Genomic DNA, 23,099 nt, shown 5'->3' on the forward strand with positions numbered 1-23,099 from the left:
TCCATGGGATGGAGAGCTAACAAGAATTGCAGTTAAAGTATCTCCATCTATATCGCTATCATTTCCAAGAACTCCTGGAGCATTTACAACTAATTGAGTATCTTCATTTGTTGAATAATAATCATCATTTGCAATAGGTGGATCATTTACGCTATTTATTGTAATATAAACTGTTGCAATGTTGCTATCTGCTTGTCCATCATTTGCTTTATAAGTAAAGCTATCTGTGCCATGATAATTTGCATCTGGGGTATAGGTAAATGAACCATTTGAATTAAATGTCAAGCTTCCATGGGATGGAGAGCTAACAAGAATTGCAGTTAAAGTATCTCCATCTATATCGCTATCATTTCCAAGAACTCCTGGAGCATTTACAACTAATTGAGTATCTTCATTTGTTGAATAATAATCATTATTTGCAACTGGAGGAGAATTTATTACATTTACGCTTGCCTCATCTTCATCGTATACCATAATATGACTTCTATTTCCTTCAGCACTTACATTTGCCACATTTGTAAAATTTCCCTTGCATCCAGCAGTTGCATTAAAAATAATGTAGAACCAAGTTGAGTTTGGAAATGGTCCCGTTAAATTCCATGAAATATTATTGCCCCATTGAACTGGATCGCTAATAGGCGTATCATTCTTTTTAGCAGAGCCGCTTACATAACTAAAACAGCTTGGCAGTATATCTGTAATATTTATATAGGATAAATTCTCTGTTCCATTGCTTTTTACAGTTATATTAAAAACTATATTTTCACCTACATGCTTAGTAACATTTTCACCCCAAGAAGAGCCATTCCATACAGTTTTTGATACCAAAATTTCTGGATAAACCGGAGTAATAGTTATATTTACCTTTCCATAATCTGAATTATACTTATAACTCCCCCCTCTTAAATCCTGCATTATTGTAGTTATATTAGTAGCTCCGGCATTGAGTACTTTAAACCTATAAATGACATAATGACTTCCTGCAGCATTACTATCCATATAAACCTCGTATGTAAGGCTCCCACTTGTATTAACAGTAACATTTACTAATTCAATAACAGCAGGATCATATTCTAAGGGAAAACTGCAATTAGTTGCCGCACTAGTTGTGTTATCCCATACATGAACCTCAAACTCCTCACCTATTGCTGGATTTGAATTTGAAATATAGACTAGTTTAGAGCTATCGTCACTTTGCTCGCGTAATCCTTCCACTCTTAGCTTCTGACTTGCATTGGCTGGATTTGCATTATCCGCAGTAACATTTATTGTAAAAGCTCTTGTTTTATCCTTTGATGCACTACTTCTAGTTATATTTACAACAAAGAAAACATCTTTAGTAGAATTATTTTCTATTGTTCCAATATTTTTTTCTGTTCTTTCATTTCCATGTAAATAAATATAAGTAGCATTTTCTGCTGACCAGCTAAAATTAACCCTTACATTTGTTGCATTATATGAGCCATTGTTCCATATTCTTACTTGAACAATTGAACAATTTGGCCCTTCTGTCTTTGGCTTATTATCATCTATTCCTATAATATTCCAAGAAACAATTGCAACTTCTAAAGTAGTATTATTTTGTCCTTCTATTATTCTTGGAATAATTATTCCTCCGAATATTATTGCTATCGCTATTCCTATTATACCCATTTTTTTTAGAGAGAATAACCTCTCGGCATTTTTCATTTTTATCAGCCTCTTGCTTAAAAATGAAATAAAAAGTATTTAAATGTTTCTGCTGAGTTTAAAATTTTTACTAAAAATTACGACTTTGCTATCAAATTGCTTATTTAATTGACTTCAAAAATTCATCCCATAGCGTATTCTTTGCAAAATCAGTATTGCTATAATATTTTGAATAATATAATGGCAGTGGGAAATAAATTGAGGCATTTCCATAAAAGATTTGGGGCAAACTGAAATTAATTTTATTTGCAAATGAATACAAATCAATATATTGCGAATTTATTGCGCTTTCATTTCTTGCATTCCAGAAACTCAAATTTTTAACATAATCAATAAACAAGCTGAATTGCCCGATAAATTCATCAAACATGCTCAAATTCCAGATTGCAAACTTTGGAGAAGCATAGGAATAATAGCTCATATATTCCTCATAAATTACCCCGCAAACTTCCTCCACATCGCCAAAACCCCTTGCAAAAATTTTCTCATGCGGCAGCCCCGTCGCCAGCATCGCGGCGGGCGAAGCAAGCATATACTGAGAGCAATTCCTTAAAGCATATGCGACTTCTATGCAACCCATATTGCATGAAGAGAAAATTATTATGCTTATGTTCTTATTTTCCAGTGCCCTTTTAATTTCACCAATTTCAAGCAAATCTGAGCTACTTTTATCTAAGCAAGTCCCAGCCCATCCATTCCCATGTCCCCAGAATTCAATTGCATAATTTTTTGCCCGCAAAATTTCTTGAGCATATAAAATAAATTCTTCAAGAGTTGAATTGCTCCCCATATTTAATTCATTTTTTTCAATTGTTGTTATTGAATTATTTAAAATATAGAGTTTTGAATCATTGTTTAATGCTCCATCAAAAAGAATTGCAATTCCAGAACTATTTATGCTTAACAATTCATTTAATTCATTAACTGCATATTCATACAAATCATTATCTCCGCTTATATAAACAAGAAAAGCCCATTCCAAAAAATTTTCTTCGCCTGGAATTGAGGTTTCTTCATTTGAATTATTTTCAATTTCACTGCTTTCAGAAGCATTTTCATCTTCTTGAGTTTGATTTTCAAAATCTATTGAGATTTCTTCAATAATATTTTCCTCATCTTGAATTTGCTCTTCATTTGCTTCATCAGAAATATTTTCATTTTGCTCAGTTGCTCCTTCACTTGAATTATTCTCAATAATCTCATCTTGATTTAAGTTTATTTCTTCTTTGCTGCTTTCATTAATTAGTCCTTCTGTTGTTTCATCAGAAATATTTTCAATACCTTCATCTTGATTTTCATTTATTTCTTCGCTAATTCGGGAAATATTTTCTTCAGCTGAGTTATTTTCATCATTTACTTTTTCATTGGTAATATTTTCCTCGTCTTGATTTTGCTCACTTTCATTTATTTCTTCATTTGCTTCAGTTAAATTATCTTCATTTTGCTCATTTGTTCCATCATTGAAGGCATTTTCATTATTTTGAGAATTTATCTCATCGGTTATTCCTTCTTCAGTTGAAGTTTCTTCATTTTCTTCAGTTGAGTTATTTTCAATTTCGTTTTCATTAATTATTTCCTCATCTTGAATTTGCTCTTCATTTGAAAAATCTTCAATTTCGCTATTTTCCTTTTGAGAATTTATCTCATCATTTATTTCTTCTGTTGTTTCATTAAAAACATCTTCTTCATCTTGGGTTGGGTTTTCTGCTTCATTTTCTCCGCTTGAATTATTTTCAATTTCATTGCTTTCATCATTTTGAGTTAAATTTACATCATCATTTATTTCTTCTGTTGAATTATTTTCATCCTCTTGAATTGGAATTTCTTCATTTGCGTCAATATTTTCTTCGGTTGAATTATTTCTCGCTTCATTTGTTTCTTCTGCTATTTCATCATTTGAATCATTTTCAATGCTTTCATTCACCTTCAATTTATCAAAAATTTTTGGAAACAGTAAATAAAAAAGAGTAAAAAATGAATTTGGCAAGAAGCTTGATATTTTTTCTTCTAGCGAAGAAGCTTCTACAAAATAGCAAGCGGATACGGAAGAAATTATGATTGCGCCAACAAGCAATGCTATTAATTTCATATTGCTCACATTTTGCTAACAAAATGTTAATAAATTGCAATTATATAAACTTTTCCAAAACAATTATAAATCGGATTTGCATTAAAAACAAAATGAGGAAAAAAATAATGCTTATAATTGATGATGAAAAGGAAATACATGATTTGATTAAGGAATATCTCTCCCCCTTAAATATTGAGTTTTATTCCGCTTATAGTGGCGAGGAGGGAGTAAAAATGTATAATGAGTTGATGGCTAAAAATAAGAAACCTGACTTGGTGGTAATGGATTTAAATCTATCAGGCTCAAGAAAATTTGAGGATTTAATAAATCAGATTGAAGGGAAAAAAATGGATGGAGTAAGAACAACAGAAGAAATATTGAAAATAGATAAAAATGCAAATGTTGTTGGTTTCACTGCATTTGCTCATCTTGACTGGGGAAAAAGATTAAAGTCACTTGGAATAAAAAATGTTTTCGGGAGAGAAATAGGATTTGATGGATTTGCTAAAAAAGTAAATGAACTTTTAGCATGAAAAAGATTTTTGCTTATTCCAAACTGCTTCGCCTTCCTGGCTTGGGCGGGCTTGCGATTCCGCCAGTATTTGGGGCTATCTCTGTTGGAATTTATGATTTTTATTCTCTCACCCTTCTTTTTTTAATTGGAGCTTTCTCTGCCATCTATGGATTTGTTCTAAATGATTATGCGGATGTTGAACTTGATAGCCTTATACCGGAGCTAAGAGGAAAGCCCCTTGTAAGCGGAGAAGTTTCAAGGAAAAATGCTGTTGCAGTTTGCTTTTTTTGTGTTCTGCTTGCCTTTCTTTCAATAGCAATAATGTGGAAGGGAGAAATTATTGATGAACTGCGCTTTTCTGCATTTGTAAGCATATTTCTTGCAGGAGTTTTAGGAAGCATTTACAATTTATATGGAAAAAAAATTGCTGGCTCTGACTTTTTTGTTGCAATTTCAATGTCATTTGTATTTTTATTCGGCGCCCTTTCTTTTGATAAACCAAACTTGCTTACATGGATAATTTTTATTCTTACTTTTGAGCAGACATTACATATGAATGCTGTTGAAGGAGGAATAAAGGATGCGGACCATGACTTTCTTATGGGGGTAAAAAATATCGCACTTGCAAGTGGGGTAAAGGTAGAAAAAAACAAGATTTTCATTCCTCTTTCATTTAAAATTTTTGGTTTCTTACTTCGCCTTTCATCAGCGGTTTTAATTTTCATTCCTTTCATATATGGCTTGAATTATGAAATATGGCAGGTTTGCCTTCTTGCATTGCTAACAATTTCTTTCATTTACATTGAAATAAAATTTTTGAGCATAAAGGAATTTGAAAGGGCTAAAATAAGGAAAATGATAAGTTCAGCAGCATTTATAAGATATGCAGTTGTTCCCATAATGCTCGTAAGCAAAATTGGCTTGCTCGGCATATTCCTCGCTGTCTTCCCAATCCTATGGTATATGGCATTTATCCCTCTAACAGGCGTAAAACCCTTCCAGCCGGAGATGTAAAATGAAAGCATGCATAATTGGCGCTGGCGTCGGCGGCTTGGCGTGTGGGGCATTGCTTGCAAAAAATGGATGGGAGATAGAGATATATGAAAAAGAAGGGGTGGTTGGTGGGAGGGCAATGTCTATAGAGCTCAGCGAGGAATATTTTAAAGCCATCGAAAGGTTTAATATTTCTGTTCTGGATTTTTCTGAAGAATATGAGAGCAAAGAAGTTGATCTAGGATTTCATTTAATTGGAGGGGGAAAGAAGGGAGGATGCATTAGGTTGCTGAATAGCTTGGGAATAGAGATTGAATTCATTGGCTCAAAAATTGGTTTTATAGGGGAAAAAATAAATTACCCATTTTTAAGCAGATTTGATAAAATAAAAATGATGCCAAGAATAATACAGCTTCTTACAACAAGAAGGAGCAAGCTTGAAGAAATGAAGAAAAATTCGATGGAAGAAATGATTAAAAAATATGGAAAGGGAAAAATGAAAGAAGTTCTTGAGATTTTCCCCCGCCTTATAACAACAGTTAATGATTTAAGCAAAATTTCCGCAGGTGAGGTATTTTTTGCCCAGCGCGAACTTTTAGGCGGGCAACCAGTTGTATATCCAAAGAATGGCTTGGGAGAAATTTCAGAAAAATTGAAGGAATATGTAGAAGAAAGGAATGGAAAAATATTTCTCGGAAAGGAGGTTAATGAAATTATAATAGATGATGGAATTGCAAAGGGAATAAAAATAAAAAAAGAGGAAAAATATTATGATGCAATAATTTCAACAATTCCTTTGCAGAATATTTTTTCAATAGCCAAGGAAAAGAATTTTCCAAAGGAATGGGCTGATTATATAAAAAATCTAAAACCAACAGCAAGCTTGGTTTCATATCATGCAGTTGATGATGTTGGCAATTTAAGAAATAAATCATTTGTTTTTATTGAAAAAGATTGTGATTTTGAAGGAAATGATGTCGTTGGAATGATTGACTTCAAGAAAGAAGGGCTTATTCAATCTTATGCAATTTGCTCTCCTGAGGAAGCAAAGAATAAGGAAAAGATGAATGAATTAATGGAAATAATTGAAAAGAATATAAAGAAAATTATTCCTGAAAAAAAAGTGAAATGGCATATATATTCAGCGGTAAAATATCTTGATGGAGTTGCAAAAACAATTGATTGCATAAAGCCAAGCGTTGTCACGCCAATAAAAAATTTGTATATAGCGGGCGATTATGTTAATTCAAAAGGAGTTGGAATAAACTGCGCCGCTGATTCATCAAACCTAATTTCTTCTATTCTTTTAGCATAACTTTTTCGTTCTTTATTTTTATTATCTCCGCCTTTTCCATAACTTTGAGGATTTCTCTTATTGCTTCCTCTTCGATGAATATTTCCTCTTCCATTTTTTCATCTTTTCTATATATTTCTCCAAGGTCTTCTATTATTTCATTAATGCTTAGCTTCTTACCTTTCAGTTTTCCGATTATTTCATCAACAAGAGAAAGAATAAATAATAATTTTCCATAACGCTGCTTTTCGTTGCATAATTTTCTAACCCTCCCCACTTCATATATAACATCAACCATATTTGCATAAACATCAACATCTTTGAAAACTTCTATTGTATATTCTTTTTTCAAACCAAGTTTTTTTGCCTCTTCCTCATCAACATCAAAATATCTCCTTATAAAGGGAGTTTCATTTATTTTTCCATACATTTTTCCTTCTCTATATTCTATTCCGTTATTTCCCAATATCAGATGCACATCTGCCAGAATATCTATTTCTTTAAGCAAATGAAGCATATATTTCTTAAAATTTTCTTCCCCTATTTTTTTAGCGATCTCATCTTTTTTTTCATCGAGATTCTTAGAAAGAACTGAAAATATTGGCATTTTTTCTTCGACACCCATAATTTCTTTTATCGCTCTTTCAATTTCTTCATAATTTTTTCTCTCAGGCACACTTTTCTCGAGAAAAATGCTATCAAAATATTTTGTATCCATTCCTTCCTTAAATATTTCTCTTGCAATTTCAATATTTTTTTCTGCATCGGAAATAACTTTTGCAACAAATCCTTCCTTATATTTCTCTTTTAAATCCTTTATATACCCCTCAACAAAATATTCCAGCTCAAAAAGAGTATTTAAATAGCTCCTTATATCGCACCCCACGCCCGCCTTCTTCAAATCATCAACAACTTCATCAGCTTCTTTTTCATTAAATGTTCCAATATATATTCGCATAAGTAAAAATAAAATGAGATATTTTAAATTATCTATAAAGCTCTATGCGGGGGGTGGGGATCGAACCCACGAAGGCCTTCGCCACAGGGTCCTAAGCCCTGCGCCTTTACCTCTTGGCTACCCCCGCAGAAGTTTTTTTGTTATTGGAAGAAAATTTATGTCCTTAATAATTTTTGCTTTATCAATGCTGAATGTCCTTATTATATATTTTTCCGCCTCCCATCCATTTTCTCTTATTTTCTGCAATGCCTGCATTTTGTGAAATTTATAGCTCTCATAGTTGCAATGCATTGAAATTGAGACATATTCAAAATTCCTTGCAGCAAAAAATATTGTTGAAGCATCGATAATTTTTTTAATTTCCTCATGCTCTGGAGCATGCTTTGGATTAAATATTAAATGGCAGAATGAGAGAATTTTTAGATTCATTTTTGAGAAATCTGGAATGGCAACTAATTTTAGCATATCATCAAAAAATTTCCTCTTCATTCTTCCAGCTGTATGGCGTGTTATACCAGCTTTTTCAGCAATTTCTTTCAGTGAAGCTTCTGGATTTTCTAAAAATTTAAAGAATATACCCACTTCTTTCTTGCCCAGGTTTGCTTTCTTTATTTTAAACAAATTTTCATCACTAATTTTATCATTTATGCCAAATAAATTGCTTAATAATGGAGCAAATGTAAAAAAGCGATATATTCTGCTTATTTCAAATGGGAATATAACTTCTTTTGGATATTCCCTATCAAGCAATCCAAGCCTTCCAAAAGTTTTTGCCCTTATGTCATTTATTTTTCCTATATCGGTATAATTTCTTGAAAAACTTATTGAAAATCCTTTGTCCTCTTCTCCCATAGAAAAAACTATTTCTTCATATGCTTCAATACTCTTTTCAGTTATCTCTATTCTTTTTTCAAGAGGTATTACCGGATTAAAATTTGTATGAATCAAAACAAGCATTTCAGCCCCAAGATTCTGAAGCATTGGAATAGATATAATTTTATAATATCCTTCCTCCTTTAATCTTTTCCTTATAGCAGATATTGTCGATTGTTTCAAAAAAATTTTTTCTGAAAGCATTTTATCATTATAATTTGGAAATTTCACAATTCCATAAAGAACCTTTTTTTCATTATTTGTCAAATTCATATATGAAAATGGTTAAAAAATTAAAATCTTTTCCATTCAGAAAATTTAAATAAATTGCATCCTCACTAAATTGATGAAAAGGGAAAATTTTGAAAAAGAAATATTTCGGGCATTAAAATTGAGAAAACAGGAGAAATAGCAAAAGGATTAAAAGATCTTCAGCAGATAGATTTTAAACACGAAAGCAAGCTCGCCAACAAGGTCATTCTGGAAATTCAAAAAATTAGAGATAAAGAAGACGAAGGGATTCTAATTTCAGAAGATGCAGAAGAGTTCCTTAACAGAGGAAATCTTTTGATACTGTTAAGAAAATATGATGAAGCAGAGAAAGAATATAGAGAAGCAATAAGGATAAATCCAAATGATGCAGAGGCATATGCCAATCTTGGGATTTTATACATTGAAGTTGGAAAAAAGAAAGATGCGACGAAATACTAAAATATTTATAATTTTGTAAATTTTAATGCTAAAAATTTAACATTTTTACAAAAATTTAAACTTTTTTTCTCAAACTGGAAAAATATTTATATATTAAATTTTATATCGCAATAAAATGAAATACTGGATAAAAGAAGAATTAAAGCAACCCCATGGAAAAATTTACCTAATAAAGGATAGATGCAAGGGTTGCGGTTTTTGCATAGAATTCTGTCCCAAAAAAGTGCTTGTTGAAAGTGAGGAGTTCAACTCCAAAGGTTACCATCCTCCAAAATTAGATGAAAGCAAGGATAAATGCATCGCATGTGGCTTCTGCTCTCTTGTTTGCCCTGAATTTGCAATTTATATGGAGGAGGAGAATGAAGGCCAAATTTTATAGTGGCAATATAGCATGTGCTGAAGGTGCAATTCACGCTGGATGCAGATTTTTTGCTGGCTATCCAATCACCCCTTCAACAGAAATAGCTGAGCATATGGCATTAAGGCTTCCAAAAGTTGGAGGAATTTTTATCCAGATGGAAGATGAAATTGCATCAATAGCAGCCATGCTTGGCGCCTCCTGGGGCGGGCTGAAGGTGATGACAGCAACAAGCGGGCCTGGCTTCAGCCTGATGCAGGAAAATATAGGGCTCGCTGCGATCACTGAAACGCCTTGCGTTATTGTTGATGTTCAGAGGGCTGGGCCGAGCACTGGAATGCCAACCTTGGTTGGACAGGGAGATGTGATGCAGGCAAGATGGGGGAGCCATGGAGATTATGAAGTAATTGCTCTCTCGCCATCCACGCCGGAGGAATGCTTTTATATGACAATAAGGGCTTTTAATCTTGCTGAAGAATATCGCTGTCCCGCCATTCTTTTAATGGATGAAAGCGTTGGGCATACAAGCGAAAAAATTATAATTGATGAGGAAAAGATTGAGATTTTTGAAAGAAAAAGGCCAACAAGCAAGCCTTATTTTCCTTTTGACGAAAATGCTCCAATGGCATGCTGTGGGGATGGCTATGCGATTCATGTGACTGGATTAACACATGATAAGCGTGGCTATCCTATGGCTACATCGCCAGAAATTCAGGACTGGCTTGTAAGGAAAATATGCGATAAAATAAGAAATAACGAAGCAAAGATAAGAAGCATAGAGGAGTTCATGATGGATGACGCAAAGCTTGCAATTGTTTCATTTGGCTCGCCCGCAAGGAGCTGCAAGGCAGCGATAAGAAAAGCAAGAAGCAAAGGATATAAAGTTGGGCTGATAAGGCTTAAAACAATATGGCCATTCCCAGAGGAATATTTTGAAAAAATATCTGGCTATATAGACAACTTCCTAGTTGTTGAAGTAAATTATGGGCAGATAAAGCTTGAGGTAGAGAGATGCGTGAAGAAGAAAGTTCATTTATTGGCAAAAATGGGCGGGGAAATACATAAACCAGATGAAATATATGAAAAAATAAAGGAGGTGTATAATGATTGAAGCAAGGGAACATCCTCTTGATAAATATCTTCGTGCCGATAGAATTCCCCATATATGGTGTCCTGGATGTGGCTTAGGAAGCATTTTGAATTGCTTCCTTCATGCGGTAGAAGAAAGTAAGATTGATTTAAACAATTTTGCAATTGTATCTGGAATTGGCTGTACTGGCAGGGTGGCTGGCTACCTTAATGTTGATTCCTACCATACAACTCATGGAAGGGCAATTCCTTTTGCAACTGGCTTGAAGCTTGCAAATCCAAAAATAAAGGTAGTTGTATTCAGTGGGGATGGCGACCTTTTTGCAATAGGGGGAAATCACCTCATACATGCTGCGAGAAGAAATGTTGATATTACTGTTATATGTGTAAATAATTATAACTATGGAATGACTGGCGGGCAACTCGGCCCAACCACTCCATTAGGAGCAAAGACAACAACAACCCCATATGGCAACTTTGAGCATCCCTTCAACCTTTGCAATGTGGCAGCAGCCAGCGGAGCTGTTTATGTTGCAAGATGGACTGCACTGCATGCGAGAAGGCTTAAAGAAAGTATGAAGGAAGCACTGCTTAAAAGGGGCTTTTCATTCATTGAAGTTATTGCTTCATGCCCAACAACATATGGAAGATATAATAAGATGCCAACTGGGCTTGATACAATGAAATATTATAAGGAAAACTCAATCATAATGCATGGAATAGACCCAAGTAAAACCGATATAGATGATAAAATTATTGTTGGAAAATTTGTTGATATAGAAGGAAAACCAACATTTGATGAAATGATAAGGGCGATAAAATGAGGAAGGAAATAAAGTTCGGGGGCTTTGGAGGGCAGGGCATTATTCTCATGGGAAATATAACAGCGAGAGCGGCGGCAATATATGATAATAAATACGCGACTTTCACTCCTTCATACGGGCCCGAGGCAAGAGGCGGGGCGGCAAGCTCAAATGTTGTAATAGATGATGAAGAAATTGATTATCCCTATGTTACAGAGCCAGATATAATTGTTGTGATGAGTCAGGAGGCATATGAAAGATATGCTCCTATGTTGAAAGAAAATGGATTGCTTATAATAGATGAAGATTTAGTAAAACTTAAGAATGGATGTGGTGCAATAAAGATGCCAGCAACAAGAGTTGCTGAGATGCTTGGAAAGAGAATTGTTGCAAACATAGTTATGCTCGGATTTTTTGTAGGTGTAACAAAAATTGTTTCCTATGAAGCAATAAAAAAAGCGGTGCTTGAAACCGTGCCGGAAAAATTCCGCGAGTTAAATGAAGAAGCTTTAAGAAAAGGGTATGAGCGAGGGGTAGAATGGCAAAAAGAATAGGGGTTTTTGTTTGCCATTGCGGGGTAAATATTGCTGGAACAGTAGATGTTGCGAGAGTTGTTAAAGAGATTTCCGTTTATCCAGGTGTTGTTTTTGCAACGGATTATCAATATATGTGTTCTGATCCAGGGCAGAGTTTAATAAAGAAGAAAATTGAGGAAGAAAATCTTGATGGAGTTATTGTTGCAGCATGCTCACCTTCAATGCATGAAGAAACCTTTAGAAATGTATGCAAGCAATATTTCAATGAATATAGATGCGAGATGGCAAATATAAGGGAGCATTGCTCATGGGTCCATGAAGGCATAGAAGCAACAGAAAAAGCAATAAAGATAATAAAGGCTTCAATTGAAAAATTAAAAGAAAATGAGGATTTAAAGCCAATTTTTGTTCCTGTTGAAAAGAAATGCCTCGTTATAGGAGGGGGAATTGCTGGCATACAGGCGGCGCTGGATATTGCGGATGCGGGCTATAATGTTATTTTGGTGGAGAAGGAAGCAAGCATCGGCGGAAGAATGGCTCAGTTGAGCGAGACTTTTCCAACCCTTGACTGCTCGCAGTGCATTTTAACCCCAAAAATGGTTGCAGTTTCAAGGCATCCAAAAATAAAATTGCTCACATATTCAGAAATTATTGATATAAGTGGATATGTAGGAAATTTTCATGTAAAAATACTGAAGAAGCCAAGATATGTTGATGAAGATAAATGCACTGTTTGCGGTGATTGCGAAAAAGTTTGTCCTGTTATTGTTCCAAATGAATTTGAAATGGGAAGAAAGCCAAGAAAGGCAATTTATATTCCATTCCCTCAGGCAGTTCCTTCAACATACACTCTTGATATAAAAAATTGTCTTGGGGTGAGTCCTCTTATATGTGGAAAATGCAAAGAAGCATGTGAAGCAAAGGCAATTGATTATGATATGAAGGAGCAAATAATTGAGGAAAATGTTGGAGCAATTATTGTTGCAACAGGATATGATTTATATGATAAAAGCAAGTTGGTTGAATATGGATATGGAGAAGACGATGATATAATTACAAGCATTGAATTTGAAAGAATGCTTTCTGCAAATGGTCCCACAAAAGGAGAGATAATAAAGCCAAGTAATGGAAAAGAAGTAAAAAAAATTGTTTTTATTCAATGTGCTGGTTCAAGAGATGAGCAGCATATGCCATATTGCAGTTCAATCTGTTGTATGTATACTGCAAAACATGCCCTGCTTTACAAGCATCATGTTCCGCAAGGCGAAGCGTATATATTCTACATAGACATAAGGGCGGGAGGGAAAGGATATGAGGAATTTGTTTCAAGAGTTATGAAAGAAGAGAGAGTAAATTATATAAGAGGAAAGGTTGCAAAAATTTATAGAGATGGAGATAAAATAGTTGTCTGCGGGGTTGATACATTAACAGGGAAAAAAGTAGAAGTTAGGGCAGATTTGGTTGTTCTTGCCCTTGCAATTCTTGGAAAAGATGAAATTGCGAAAAAATTGCGAATTGCGGTTGATGAAGGAGGATTTTTCAAGGAATCCCATCCAAAATTGAAGCCAGTTGAAGCATTATCGCGTGGCATATTTTTTGCAGGTTGCTGTCAAAGCCCAAAAGATATACCATCAGCAGTTGCTCAGGCGAGTGGTTCAGCGGCTAAAGCTCTTGGATTGATCTCAAAAGATAAGCTTGAGAAAGACCCGCTTATTGCTTTTGTTGATGAAAATTGTTCTGGTTGCGGGGTATGTATAAGTGTATGTCCTTATGGAGCACTGGTAAAAGAAGGAGGTAAAGCAAAATGCATAGAAGCTCTTTGCGAGGGATGTGGAACTTGCGCTGCTGCGTGTCCTAGCAATAATATAGAAATGAAAAATTATAGGGACAAGCAAATTGAAAAAATGATTGAGGTGATAATATGAGTTTTGAACCAAAAATAGTTGCCTTTCTTTGCAACTGGTGCAGTTATGCTGGGGCGGATCTAGCGGGAGTAAGCAGATTTAAATATCCGCCAAATGTTGTGCCAATAAAAGTGATGTGCTCTGGCAGGGTTGATGCAGAATTTATAATAGATGCATTTCGCAAGGGGGCGGATGGAGTGCTTATTGGAGGATGCCATCCCGGGGATTGCCACTATGTTGAGGGAAATTACAAGGCAAGGCGAAGGGTTGAGATGATGAAAAGATTGCTTAAGGAAATGGGGATAAATCCAAAAAGATTGCGAATTGAGTGGATTTCAGCAACTGAAGGAAAGAAGTTTGCAAGCGTTGTTGAGGAGTTTGTTGAAGAAATAAGAAAACTCGGGCCGGTGAAAAAATGAAGATAGCAATGTATTGGGGAGCAGGTTGTGGGGGATGCGATGTTTCATTGCTTAGTTTGCATGAAAAGATACTTGACTTGCTTAAAGAAGTAGAGATAGTTTTCTGGCCATGTGCAATGGATTTCAAATATGAAGATGTGGAGAAGATGCAGGATGGAAGTATAGATATATGCTTCTATAACGGGGCAATAAGAACAGAGGAAAATGAGAAAATTGCAAAATTGCTCAGGAAAAAATCGAAAAAAATGGTTGCATATGGCTCATGCGCAATTGAGGGGTGTGTTATAGGACTTGCAAATTTATATAGGAGAGAGGAAATATTAAAAGAGGTTTATTCAAAAGATGTGCCGGGCGAGGAGCTTCCAGAATTTCTTCCATATTTAAAAACTCTTGAAGATGTAGTAAAGGTAGATGCTTCCATACCTGGATGCCCTCCTCCATCTCCAATTCTTGAAGATGCTTTGAATTCGTTGCTCGCTGGGAAACAATTTGGAAAAAATGTTGCACTATGCGATGAATGCCCACGCAAGGACAGCAAGCCAGATAAAATTGAAATAAATAAGATTTATAGATGGCATGAGAAAAAGGATAGTGGAGAATGCTTCCTTGCTCAGGGAATAATATGTATGGGTCCAGCAACAAGAGCCGGATGCAAGGCAGAATGCATCACTGCTAATATGCCATGCACAGGATGTGTTGGGGCGCTTCCAAAAGTTAGAGAGAGTGGCACATCAATGATTTCTGCAATTGCTTCAATAATTGGAAATAAAAATGAAGAGGAGGTTATTAACAGCATAAGAGATTATATTGGAACATTTTATAAATATTCGACTGCTAAGCTTCTTCCAGAAGGGAGGTTGAAAGATGAAAGTTAGTATTGATCCAATAACAAGGCTTGAAGGACATGGAAAAATAGATATATTTTTGGATGAAAATGGAAATGTTAGCAGTGCAAGGGTTCAAACTCCAGAGTTAAGAGGATTTGAAAAATTCTGCGTTGGAAGAAAAGCAGAGGATATGCCAATAATAACAGCCCGCATCTGCGGCGTTTGCCCAGAGGCTCATCATATTGCTTCGGCAAAAGCTCTTGATATGGCTTTTGGGGCAGAGCCACCGAAGGCGGCGCATCTTATCAGGGAGATGCTTTATAATGCTTACATATTTTATGACCATTGCCTCCATCTCTATTATCTTGGAGGGATTGATGTTCTGCTTGGAGATGTTGAAAAGAAGGATAGAAATGTTATAGGGCTAATTAAAAAGTTTGGAATGGAAATCGGGGCTGAGATAATAAAGCATAGGAGATATGCAATGGAAACAATAAAAATGATTGGGGGTAGAGAAATTCATCCAGTTTGCGCCATTCCTGGAGGAGTGAGTAAAAGCATAAATGAGGAGGAGAGGAAAGAAATAGAGAGAAAGTTTTCGGAATGCATTTCATTTGCTCAGAAAAGCATTGATATTTTTAAGGAAGTTTTTAACAGCGATAGATGGAGTGAATTGCTCGGGTTGGATGAATTACATACATACTATATGGGAGTTGTTGATTCAAGCAATAGGGTCAATTATTATGATGGAGATATAAGAATTGTTTCTCCTTCTGGAAAAGAATTTGCAAAGTTTAAAGCGAAAGAATTAATTGAAAATATTGAAGAGCATATTGAAAAATGGAACTATGTAAAATATCCATATCTTAAAAAAGTTGGATGGCAAGGATTTTTTGATGGAGAAAGAAGTGGAATATATCGTGTTGGCCCTCTTGCACGCTTAAATTGCGCAGATGGAATGAACACTCCTTTAGCGGATAAGGAATTTAGAGAATTCAGAAAAAATGGAATTGTTCATAAAACATTTGCATACTATCACGCCCGCCTTATAGAAATGCTAAATGCAGCTGAAAGAGTTTATTATCTATGCAAGGAGAAAGAAATAACAAGCGATGATATAAGGAGTATGCCAACAAAAACTGGCGAAGGGATAGGAATAGTTGAAGCGGCAAGAGGAGTGCTAATTCATCACTATGATGTGGATGAAAAAGGGCTTATAAAGAAAGTAAATTTAATTGTTGCAACAACAAATAATAATGCAGCAATAAATATGAGTGTTGCAAATGCTGCAAAAAAGATTATAAAAAATGGAGAAGTAAATGATATTCTGCTAAATAAAATAGAATCTTCTTTCCGATGCTATGATCCTTGTATGGCTTGTGCAAGTCATGCTATTGGGAAAATGGAAATGGTTGCAAATATATACTGGAATGGAAAATTGTATAAGAGGATGATAAGAAATGAGTAAAATAATTGTAGGTGTTGGAAATCCCCTGCTTGGAAACGATGGAATTGGAATTATTATTGCTGATATGTTGCGTGATATGTTTAAAGATATATATTATGATATAAAAATTGAGAGTTCTATGGCGGGAGGAATAGAGATATGTGAGATGATAGCAGGATTTGATTTTGCTATAATAATAGATGCATACATGGGAGAAAATGAGGGAAATGTAAGGGAATTAAGCATAGATGAATATGAAGGAAGGGTGAGCCATGATGTAAATTTTGCTTCCGCTTATAATACTTTGAAAAATTATATCAAGATGCCTGAATTGAGAATAATAGGAATTGAGATAAGTGATGTTGATTTTGGAGAAATTTCAGAAGAAGTTAAAAAAGCAATTCCAGTTGTTTTAAACAAAATTGAGGAGATTATGAGGGAAAAAAATGCTTGCAGAGAAAGTTGAAGAGCTATCAGGAGAAAATATTTATGCATGCTACCAGTGCGGGAAATGCTCCGCTGGCTGCCCAATGGCTGAGCAAATGGACTTCCTTCCAAATCAAGTTATATTGCTTATATTGAGAGGAAATGAGGAGGTTATAGATTCAAAAACACCATGGATTTGTGCTCAGTGCTATCAGTGCGGCACGAGATGCCCGAAAAATGTTGATATAACAAAAATTATGGAAGCTTTGAGAGCTATAAAGCTAAGGAAAAATGTTGATTATATAAAAATGAGGTTTAAGAAAAACCTGCCTCAGATAGCTGTTGTGAGTGCAGCAAGAAAATATACGGGGTGAAAAATGAAAATAGCATATTATCCTGGGTGCACACTAAAAACAGATGCAAAAAAATTTGAGGAAAGCGCAATAAAAGTTTTCAAAATACTTGACATCGAGCTAATAGAATTGAAAAAATGGTATTGCTGTGGAACAGTTTATAGTTTAACAAAAGATAATTTGATGTATAGGTTAGCTGCAATAAGGAATTTAATAAAGGCAAAAGAAGAGGGTTACGATAGATTAACAACTCTTTGCTCAGTTTGCTACAATACCTTGAAACAGGCAAATGAAATGGCAAGAAATGATAAGGAAGCAATGAATAAAATAAATTCTTTCATGGATGAAGAAATTGATTATGATGGAAGTGTCGAAATTATTCATCCTCTTGAAATTTTAAAGGAGGATAAAATAAGAGAAAAAGTGAAAAAGCCATTGAATAAAAAATATGCATCATATTATGGCTGTCTGCTTCTCCGCCCAAAAAGCATTGCAATTGATGAATTTGAAAATCCGAGGATTATGGAAAGGATAATAGAAGCATGCGGTGGAAAAGCAATAAATTTTCCTTTAAAAAATGAGTGCTGTGGCTCATATATTGTTGCTAGTGATAAGCAAGCTGTCGCAGAGAGATGCTATCGTATAGTAAGCAATGCAAGGAGAAATGGGGCTGATGCAATAATAACAAGTTGCCCCCTATGCCATTTCAACTTAAATGAAATTCAGGAAGAAGTTAAAAGAAATTATACAAGCTTTTCTGGTTTGCCTGTGCTATATTTTAGCGAGATAATGCTTGAAGCATTGGAGGGATAAAATGGAAGAAGTTAGAATATATATTATGGGAAAGGAATATAAGGTGCCTGCTGGACTTACAATAATGAAGGCAATGGAATATGCGGGCTACCGCTATATAAGAGGGGCGGGATGCAGGGCGGGCTTCTGCGGGGCTTGCGCAACAATATATAGGAAAGAGGGGGACTATAAGCTATATGCTGACTTAGCATGCCAGAAAACAGTTGAGGAAGGAATGCATCTTGTTCAGCTTCCTTTTTCTCCAGCGAATAAGGCAACTTATGATATTGAAAGGGTTAAGGCAGATGATAAAACAATTCTATCTTTTTATCCAGAAATTGCAAGGTGTGTTTCATGCAATACATGCACAAAAGCATGCCCCCAAGAACTTGAAGTAATGGACTATATACAGGCATCTTTGAGAGGAGATATAAAAAAGACTGCGGAATTAAGCTTTGACTGCATTCAGTGCGGGCTATGCGCTATCCGCTGTCCAGCAGAGATAGTTCATTATCATGTTGCACAGCTTGCAAGGCGCTTATATGGAAAATATATTGCTAAAAAAGCAAAACATCTTGAAAAAAGGGTAAAGGAAATAGAGGAAGGAAAATATGAAAAGGAAATTAAGGAATTGATGAATAAAAGTTTGGAGGAATTGAGGAAAATGTATAATGAAAGAGATATTGAGCCAGGTGATTAAATGTATCCAAAGGAAATGGAAAAATCTATAGAAAAGGTTGAAAGGAATAGGGAAGAGAGATTGCACAGGTTGCCAGAAAGGCTAAAAGAAAAAGAAAAGGAGGAACTGCTTTTAAAGTGGCATCCAGATTATAAGCCAGAAGCAAAAAGAAAGATAAAGGTAGGAGTAAGCAAAAATGCAATTGTTCCAAATGAAGTTGCTGATTTAATAGAGGCATATCCTTTAGAAAATCCAGATGAAATAGATTTAAGCCAGATTGATTATCAGGCAGATATACTCATAATTGGCGGCGGAGGGGCTGGCACATGCGCCGCTCTGTTTGCATATTATAATGGCATAAAACCAGAGAATATAATCATTGCAACAAAGTTGCGCAATGGGGATGCAAATACAATGATGGCTCAGGGAGGAATACAGGCTGCTGATAAGGAAAATGATTCACCATTGCTACACTATCTGGATGTTATTGGAGGAGGACATTTCGCAAATAAGCCAGAACTTGTTGAAAGACTAGTTATGGATGCTCCCCGAATAATTAAATGGCATGAAGAACTTGGAGTAATGTATGACAAAAGTGAAGATGGAGAGATGATAACTGTTCATGGAGGAGGCACATGCAGGAGAAGAATGCACTCAGCAAAGGATTATACTGGAATGGAAATAATGAGGGTTTTGAGGGATGAAGTGAGAAATATAGGAATAAATGTTATTGAATTTTCTCCAGCAATTGAGCTTCTTATGGATGATGAAGGAAAAATTGGAGGAGCTGTAATTTATAATCTTGAAACAGAGCAATATTATGTTGTAAAAGCAAAGGCAACAATAATTGCAACTGGCGGTTTTGGAAGGCTGCATGTCCAAGGATTCCCAACAACAAATCACTATGGGGCAACATGCGATGGAGTTGTTATTGCATATCGTGCGGGAGTGATTTTAAGAGACATGGATTCCGTGCAATACCATCCGACAGGTGTTGCATATCCAGAGCAAATTGTTGGACTTCTTGTAACAGAAAAAGTCAGAAGTCTGGGGGCGCAACCATTGAATTGCGATGGAGAGCAATTTGTCCATCCACTTGAGCCAAGGGATGTGGAAGCATCTGCATTTATAAGAGAATGCTATGGAAGGAATAAGGGAGTTATTACTCCAACTGGAATGCGAGGAATATGGCTTGATTCACCCATGATAGATATTTTGCACGGAGAAGGAACCATTGAAAAAAGGCTTGGAGCTATGTTCAGGATGTTCAAGAGATTTGATATAGATATGAGAGAGGAGCCAATACTTGTATTTCCAACACTTCACTATCAGAATGGAGGGATAGAAATAAATTCAAATGCAGAAGTTTTGTCCCCAAATGGGGTTATGCATGGCTTGTTTGCTGCTGGCGAAGTCACTGGTGGAGTTCATGGAAAAAATCGTTTAATGGGAAATTCATTGCTTGATACACAGGTATTTGGAAGAATTGCTGGCATAAATGCTGCTAAATATGTAAGAAATTGCAGGATTGGAAGGTTGAATATGGAACATGTAAAAAGATATATTGATGAATTAAGAAAAGAAGGGATAGAAGAAAAAAGAAGAGCACCGATGATATTGCCAGATTATAGGGAAAAGAGGGTTTTATCAAGGGCAATAGATATATTATAATTTATTAAAGGTCTATTTATTGGTAATCAATAAACCTTCCTGCCCGCTATAACTTGATATATGCTTCTAAACAAAACAAGGAAGGGTATTATTTCGAGCCTTCCTATCCACATATTAAGAATAAGCATAAATTTTGCAATTCCTGCCATGCTTATTTTTGTTATACCAACGCTAAGTCCTACACCTCCCTGAGCAGAGCATACTTCAAAAAAAGAGTTTATAAAACTTTCGCCTGTTGAAGATGAAACTATTAATGTGCTACATATAATCAGAAAAATCCACAGAAATGAAATCACAGATGCCTCACCAAGTATTTCCATTGCCTCTTCCTTTAATAAAAAATATCTGCCGAATTTATAGGGAAATGCACTCCTCAATGGTAAAAAAGCTTTTTTTAACTTCCATCCAGCTCCTTTAAAAAGCAAAACTAACCTAATTAATTTTATTCCTCCCGCGGTTGAGCCGGCTGCGCCTCCCACAATCATGGCAAGGGAGAGGATAAATTTTGCATTTTCTTGCCATTCAGCTATGTTAGTAGTTGAGAAGCCTGTTGTTGTGATTGCTGAAATGAACTGAAACACAGCTTCAAAGAATGGAGCGCCTAATAATGAAAGAATTATTATCCCGATTAAAATAATTATAAGCATTGCCTGAAACTGAATATCTCTGATAAATTTCTTTATTTTTCTATAAAGCAATTCATAATGGGCGAGAAATGAAGTAGCACCGAGTATCATAAGGAGAATAATTACAAACTTTATTGGAGCAGAATATGTAGCCACGCTATCATCTCTAATTGAAAAACCACCTGTCGCAATCGCTGTCATACCATGATTTATAGCTTCCCATGCGGGCATACGAAGTAAAAAAAGTATGATTATCCCAACCACGGTATAAAAGAGATATATCAGCCATATTATTCTTGCAGTTGAAATTACACTTGGTCTTATTCTCTCCTCTCTCCCCTCGGATTTATATAGAGTAAATGCTCCGCTTCCAGGACGAAAAAGAACTACTATTGCAAGAACTATTATTCCAGCACTTCCAATCCACTGGCTGAAACTTCTCCAGAATTGAAGAATATGGGGCAATTTGCTGGGATTAGAATACATAGTTAAACCAGTTCCACTCCATCCCGCTGTCCCTTCAAAGAGAGCGGATAAGTAATCAAGTTTTAATCCGTCACTATCGGGAATTAAACAGAATGGAATAGCAGAAATCATTGACAGGATAATCCAGCATAGAGCGGCTGTTATCATCGCATGTCTTAACCTTGTTTCATAATCTGTTTTTCCAAATATTGAAAATATATAGCCAACACTCAAAAAAATAGATGACATCAATACAAACCATTTAATGTAATCAATTTCCTTAAAAATTATACCCACTATATTCACAAAAAAAGATACAATTCCTACAATAATCAATATTCTACCTGTATCTCTTAATATAATTTTTAGATTGCTATTCACTATTCTTTTGCTGATCATTATTCTTTAAGAAAGATTTTCATCACATCGTCTATCTTATCCTTCCTTGCAAGAAATGTTATAAGATCACCTGCCTCGAAAGAAGTATCTGGCGATGGTATGATAACTTCTTCCCCTCTCTCTATTGCAATCAATGTAACCATTTTTGGAAGGCGGGCGTCCTCCACCTTTTTCCCGACCATTTTCGAGTTTTCCTGAATTCCTATCTTAAATATTTCCATCTTATCCCCCAGATTTATATATTCTTTTACTAAAGGATGGCGAATTGCTCTATAAAGATGTTCGGCTGTTATCAGGCTCGGATTTTCGACAATATTTACTCCTTTTTCTATAAACATTGCCCTGTTTTCCTCCTCATTTACCACTGAAACAAGCAAGGGTATGCCAAGAGATTTTGCAAGAGAAATAACCAATAGATTTGTTGCATCATCTGCGGTTGTTAAAATTGCGTTCGCAGAATCTGCGCCCGCCTCAATGAGGGTTTCCTTCAATGTTGCATCCGCATTTATTACAATTACATCATATTTTTTTGATATTTCCTCGCATTTTTCCTTTTCCTTTTCTATGACAACAACATCATCCTTGTTCTGAAGGGCTAATTCTATGAGCTTTTCCCCTATTTTTCCAGCCCCAACGATTAGGAGATACATATTTCATCAACTTCTGATAATATTTATAATGTATTAAACTTTTTCTTTAATGGAGAGAAATGCTAACAATATTATTTCCCCTCACCATAACCCTACCCAATCTTTTTTCCATTTTTTCATTATCCTTCTCCCTTTCTTCCTTTGCATCCTCCAGTACAATGTTAAGGTAGGCATCATAACCGCTTAACCTCCCCATTAAAATTCTTCCATCTTTAAGGCGAATTGATACTTCTCTATTTATGCTTGTTTCAAGCAAATCCATGGGCAATACCATGAGTAAGAATAAATATCTCTTTTATATATCTTATGCAGTTCTTAGGTGCTTTTAGCTTAACCAAAATTTTCGATAAAAATATGCATTCCATAGATGCATTTGATGATAAATGCAAAGGGATGCAATTATTGAAAGAAAAATGTATCGTTATGAGAGATAAAACCAGTGGAATTCATATATTAGTAAGGAGAAGCAGAACCGCCATATGGAAATGGCTGCACAAATTTGGGGTGTATTTGAAAATAGCATCTCAGACAAAATGCCTCATTGTGTTGTCA

24 protein-coding genes and 1 tRNA gene are annotated in these 23,099 nt (G+C 35.3%); 17 read left to right on the plus strand and 8 right to left on the minus strand.

Translation table 11 applies throughout. The features are described 5' to 3' along the window. Together H5T45_04240 and H5T45_04245 are read right to left on the minus strand one after the other, a co-directional pair. Nucleotides 1-1,653: tandem-95 repeat protein (locus H5T45_04240; protein MBC7128925.1), on the minus strand; the 1,653-nt coding region annotated here is incomplete at its 3' end. A 136-nt stretch (nt 1,654-1,789) separates the two neighbouring features. Continuing rightward, nucleotides 1,790-3,778: a hypothetical protein gene (locus H5T45_04245; protein MBC7128926.1), complete on the minus strand. Its 1,989-nt coding sequence runs from the start codon at nt 3,776-3,778 to the stop codon at nt 1,790-1,792. A gap of 92 nt (nt 3,779-3,870) precedes the next feature. On the opposite strand from H5T45_04245, the gene H5T45_04250 reads away from it, so the two are divergent. From H5T45_04250 to H5T45_04260, 3 genes are read left to right on the plus strand one after another with little or no spacing between them, the layout of a single operon-like run. Continuing rightward, on the plus strand, nt 3,871-4,293 hold the full coding sequence (locus H5T45_04250; GenBank protein ID MBC7128927.1) for a response regulator: 423 nt from the start codon (nt 3,871-3,873) through the stop codon (nt 4,291-4,293). Further along, nucleotides 4,290-5,288, plus strand: a complete 999-nt coding sequence (locus H5T45_04255; GenBank protein MBC7128928.1) for a UbiA prenyltransferase family protein — start codon at nt 4,290-4,292, stop codon at nt 5,286-5,288. Before H5T45_04250 ends, H5T45_04255 begins: the two co-directional genes overlap by 4 nt. Nucleotide 5,289: 1 nt before the next feature. Continuing rightward, nucleotides 5,290-6,582 (plus strand): FAD-dependent oxidoreductase, encoded by a 1,293-nt coding sequence (locus H5T45_04260; protein MBC7128929.1) that lies wholly within the window; start codon nt 5,290-5,292, stop codon nt 6,580-6,582. Here the strand turns inward: H5T45_04260 and H5T45_04265 are convergent. From H5T45_04265 to H5T45_04275, 3 genes are all read right to left on the minus strand, one after another. After that, nucleotides 6,566-7,519 (minus strand): hypothetical protein, encoded by a 954-nt coding sequence (locus H5T45_04265; GenBank protein ID MBC7128930.1) that lies wholly within the window; start codon nt 7,517-7,519, stop codon nt 6,566-6,568. The genes H5T45_04260 and H5T45_04265 overlap by 17 nt on opposite strands. 45 nt (nt 7,520-7,564) lie before the next feature. Beyond that, nucleotides 7,565-7,646 (minus strand) — tRNA-Leu (locus H5T45_04270). Next, the gene (locus H5T45_04275) at nt 7,637-8,665 is read right to left on the minus strand and encodes a hypothetical protein (protein ID MBC7128931.1); all 1,029 of its coding nucleotides are present in this window, start codon (nt 8,663-8,665) and stop codon (nt 7,637-7,639) included. Before H5T45_04275 ends, H5T45_04270 begins: the two co-directional genes overlap by 10 nt. A 294-nt stretch (nt 8,666-8,959) precedes the next feature. Between H5T45_04275 and H5T45_04280 the strand changes: the two genes are divergently transcribed. From H5T45_04280 to H5T45_04345, 14 genes are all read left to right on the plus strand, one after another. Beyond that, nucleotides 8,960-9,103: a tetratricopeptide repeat protein gene (locus H5T45_04280; GenBank protein ID MBC7128932.1), complete on the plus strand. Its 144-nt coding sequence runs from the start codon at nt 8,960-8,962 to the stop codon at nt 9,101-9,103. A 115-nt stretch (nt 9,104-9,218) separates the two neighbouring features. Further along, a complete protein-coding gene (locus tag H5T45_04285; GenBank protein MBC7128933.1) occupies nt 9,219-9,482 on the plus strand; it encodes a ferredoxin family protein in 264 nt (87 codons plus the stop codon). Next, complete coding sequence (locus H5T45_04290) at nt 9,463-10,572, plus strand: 2-oxoacid:acceptor oxidoreductase subunit alpha (protein MBC7128934.1); 1,110 nt, start codon at nt 9,463-9,465, stop codon at nt 10,570-10,572. The genes H5T45_04285 and H5T45_04290 overlap by 20 nt, the downstream gene beginning before the upstream one ends. After that, nucleotides 10,565-11,374 carry a 2-oxoacid:ferredoxin oxidoreductase subunit beta gene (locus H5T45_04295; protein ID MBC7128935.1) on the plus strand — a complete coding sequence of 270 codons (810 nt, stop codon included), beginning with the start codon at nt 10,565-10,567 and terminating at the stop codon, nt 11,372-11,374. Before H5T45_04290 ends, H5T45_04295 begins: the two co-directional genes overlap by 8 nt. After that, nucleotides 11,371-11,907 carry a 2-oxoacid:acceptor oxidoreductase family protein gene (locus H5T45_04300; protein MBC7128936.1) on the plus strand — a complete coding sequence of 179 codons (537 nt, stop codon included), beginning with the start codon at nt 11,371-11,373 and terminating at the stop codon, nt 11,905-11,907. The genes H5T45_04295 and H5T45_04300 overlap by 4 nt, the downstream gene beginning before the upstream one ends. Further along, nucleotides 11,892-13,814, plus strand: a complete 1,923-nt coding sequence (locus H5T45_04305; protein ID MBC7128937.1) for a CoB--CoM heterodisulfide reductase iron-sulfur subunit A family protein — start codon at nt 11,892-11,894, stop codon at nt 13,812-13,814. The genes H5T45_04300 and H5T45_04305 overlap by 16 nt, the downstream gene beginning before the upstream one ends. Continuing rightward, complete coding sequence (locus H5T45_04310) at nt 13,811-14,212, plus strand: hydrogenase iron-sulfur subunit (GenBank protein MBC7128938.1); 402 nt, start codon at nt 13,811-13,813, stop codon at nt 14,210-14,212. The genes H5T45_04305 and H5T45_04310 overlap by 4 nt, the downstream gene beginning before the upstream one ends. Continuing rightward, on the plus strand, nt 14,209-15,087 hold the full coding sequence (locus H5T45_04315) for an oxidoreductase (protein ID MBC7128939.1): 879 nt from the start codon (nt 14,209-14,211) through the stop codon (nt 15,085-15,087). The genes H5T45_04310 and H5T45_04315 overlap by 4 nt, the downstream gene beginning before the upstream one ends. Next, the gene (locus tag H5T45_04320) at nt 15,077-16,507 is read left to right on the plus strand and encodes a Ni/Fe hydrogenase subunit alpha (GenBank protein ID MBC7128940.1); all 1,431 of its coding nucleotides are present in this window, start codon (nt 15,077-15,079) and stop codon (nt 16,505-16,507) included. Before H5T45_04315 ends, H5T45_04320 begins: the two co-directional genes overlap by 11 nt. Next, nucleotides 16,500-16,952, plus strand: a complete 453-nt coding sequence (locus H5T45_04325) for a hydrogenase maturation protease (protein ID MBC7128941.1) — start codon at nt 16,500-16,502, stop codon at nt 16,950-16,952. The genes H5T45_04320 and H5T45_04325 overlap by 8 nt, the downstream gene beginning before the upstream one ends. After that, entirely contained in the window at nt 16,933-17,286 is a 354-nt protein-coding gene (locus H5T45_04330; protein ID MBC7128942.1) for a 4Fe-4S dicluster domain-containing protein, read from the plus strand. Before H5T45_04325 ends, H5T45_04330 begins: the two co-directional genes overlap by 20 nt. 3 nt (nt 17,287-17,289) lie before the next feature. Then, entirely contained in the window at nt 17,290-18,078 is a 789-nt protein-coding gene (locus tag H5T45_04335) for a CoB--CoM heterodisulfide reductase iron-sulfur subunit B family protein (protein ID MBC7128943.1), read from the plus strand. A gap of 1 nt (nt 18,079) precedes the next feature. Next, a complete protein-coding gene (locus H5T45_04340; protein ID MBC7128944.1) occupies nt 18,080-18,757 on the plus strand; it encodes a 4Fe-4S dicluster domain-containing protein in 678 nt (225 codons plus the stop codon). Further along, entirely contained in the window at nt 18,758-20,407 is a 1,650-nt protein-coding gene (locus tag H5T45_04345) for an FAD-binding protein (GenBank protein ID MBC7128945.1), read from the plus strand. A gap of 26 nt (nt 20,408-20,433) precedes the next feature. Here the strand turns inward: H5T45_04345 and H5T45_04350 are convergent, their stop codons facing one another. From H5T45_04350 to H5T45_04360, 3 genes are all read right to left on the minus strand, one after another. After that, nucleotides 20,434-21,834 carry a TrkH family potassium uptake protein gene (locus tag H5T45_04350; protein MBC7128946.1) on the minus strand — a complete coding sequence of 467 codons (1,401 nt, stop codon included), beginning with the start codon at nt 21,832-21,834 and terminating at the stop codon, nt 20,434-20,436. Nucleotides 21,835-21,896: 62 nt separating this feature from the next. After that, nucleotides 21,897-22,547: a TrkA family potassium uptake protein gene (locus H5T45_04355; protein MBC7128947.1), complete on the minus strand. Its 651-nt coding sequence runs from the start codon at nt 22,545-22,547 to the stop codon at nt 21,897-21,899. Between the two features lie 46 nt (nt 22,548-22,593). Beyond that, on the minus strand, nt 22,594-22,821 hold the full coding sequence (locus H5T45_04360) for an RNA-binding protein (GenBank protein ID MBC7128948.1): 228 nt from the start codon (nt 22,819-22,821) through the stop codon (nt 22,594-22,596). Between the last annotated feature and the right edge of the window lie 278 nt (nt 22,822-23,099).

Source organism: Thermoplasmatales archaeon, assembly GCA_014361245.1.
GTDB lineage: Archaea > Thermoplasmatota > E2 > UBA202 > JdFR-43 > JACIWB01.

Coding starts and splice junctions, on each gene's coding strand:
- H5T45_04245 (MBC7128926.1), bottom strand. CDS start 3,778: ATGAAATTAATAGCATTGCTTGTTGGCGCAATCATAATTTCTTCCGTA.
- H5T45_04250 (MBC7128927.1), top strand. CDS start 3,871: ATGAGGAAAAAAATAATGCTTATAATTGATGATGAAAAGGAAATACAT.
- H5T45_04255 (MBC7128928.1), top strand. CDS start 4,290: ATGAAAAAGATTTTTGCTTATTCCAAACTGCTTCGCCTTCCTGGCTTG.
- H5T45_04260 (MBC7128929.1), top strand. CDS start 5,290: ATGAAAGCATGCATAATTGGCGCTGGCGTCGGCGGCTTGGCGTGTGGG.
- H5T45_04265 (MBC7128930.1), bottom strand. CDS start 7,519: ATGCGAATATATATTGGAACATTTAATGAAAAAGAAGCTGATGAAGTT.
- H5T45_04275 (MBC7128931.1), bottom strand. CDS start 8,665: ATGAATTTGACAAATAATGAAAAAAAGGTTCTTTATGGAATTGTGAAA.
- H5T45_04285 (MBC7128933.1), top strand. CDS start 9,219: ATGAAATACTGGATAAAAGAAGAATTAAAGCAACCCCATGGAAAAATT.
- H5T45_04290 (MBC7128934.1), top strand. CDS start 9,463: ATGAAGGCCAAATTTTATAGTGGCAATATAGCATGTGCTGAAGGTGCA.
- H5T45_04295 (MBC7128935.1), top strand. CDS start 10,565: ATGATTGAAGCAAGGGAACATCCTCTTGATAAATATCTTCGTGCCGAT.
- H5T45_04300 (MBC7128936.1), top strand. CDS start 11,371: ATGAGGAAGGAAATAAAGTTCGGGGGCTTTGGAGGGCAGGGCATTATT.
- H5T45_04305 (MBC7128937.1), top strand. CDS start 11,892: ATGGCAAAAAGAATAGGGGTTTTTGTTTGCCATTGCGGGGTAAATATT.
- H5T45_04310 (MBC7128938.1), top strand. CDS start 13,811: ATGAGTTTTGAACCAAAAATAGTTGCCTTTCTTTGCAACTGGTGCAGT.
- H5T45_04315 (MBC7128939.1), top strand. CDS start 14,209: ATGAAGATAGCAATGTATTGGGGAGCAGGTTGTGGGGGATGCGATGTT.
- H5T45_04320 (MBC7128940.1), top strand. CDS start 15,077: ATGAAAGTTAGTATTGATCCAATAACAAGGCTTGAAGGACATGGAAAA.
- H5T45_04325 (MBC7128941.1), top strand. CDS start 16,500: ATGAGTAAAATAATTGTAGGTGTTGGAAATCCCCTGCTTGGAAACGAT.
- H5T45_04330 (MBC7128942.1), top strand. CDS start 16,933: ATGCTTGCAGAGAAAGTTGAAGAGCTATCAGGAGAAAATATTTATGCA.
- H5T45_04335 (MBC7128943.1), top strand. CDS start 17,290: ATGAAAATAGCATATTATCCTGGGTGCACACTAAAAACAGATGCAAAA.
- H5T45_04340 (MBC7128944.1), top strand. CDS start 18,080: ATGGAAGAAGTTAGAATATATATTATGGGAAAGGAATATAAGGTGCCT.
- H5T45_04345 (MBC7128945.1), top strand. CDS start 18,758: ATGTATCCAAAGGAAATGGAAAAATCTATAGAAAAGGTTGAAAGGAAT.
- H5T45_04355 (MBC7128947.1), bottom strand. CDS start 22,547: ATGTATCTCCTAATCGTTGGGGCTGGAAAAATAGGGGAAAAGCTCATA.
- H5T45_04360 (MBC7128948.1), bottom strand. CDS start 22,821: ATGGTATTGCCCATGGATTTGCTTGAAACAAGCATAAATAGAGAAGTA.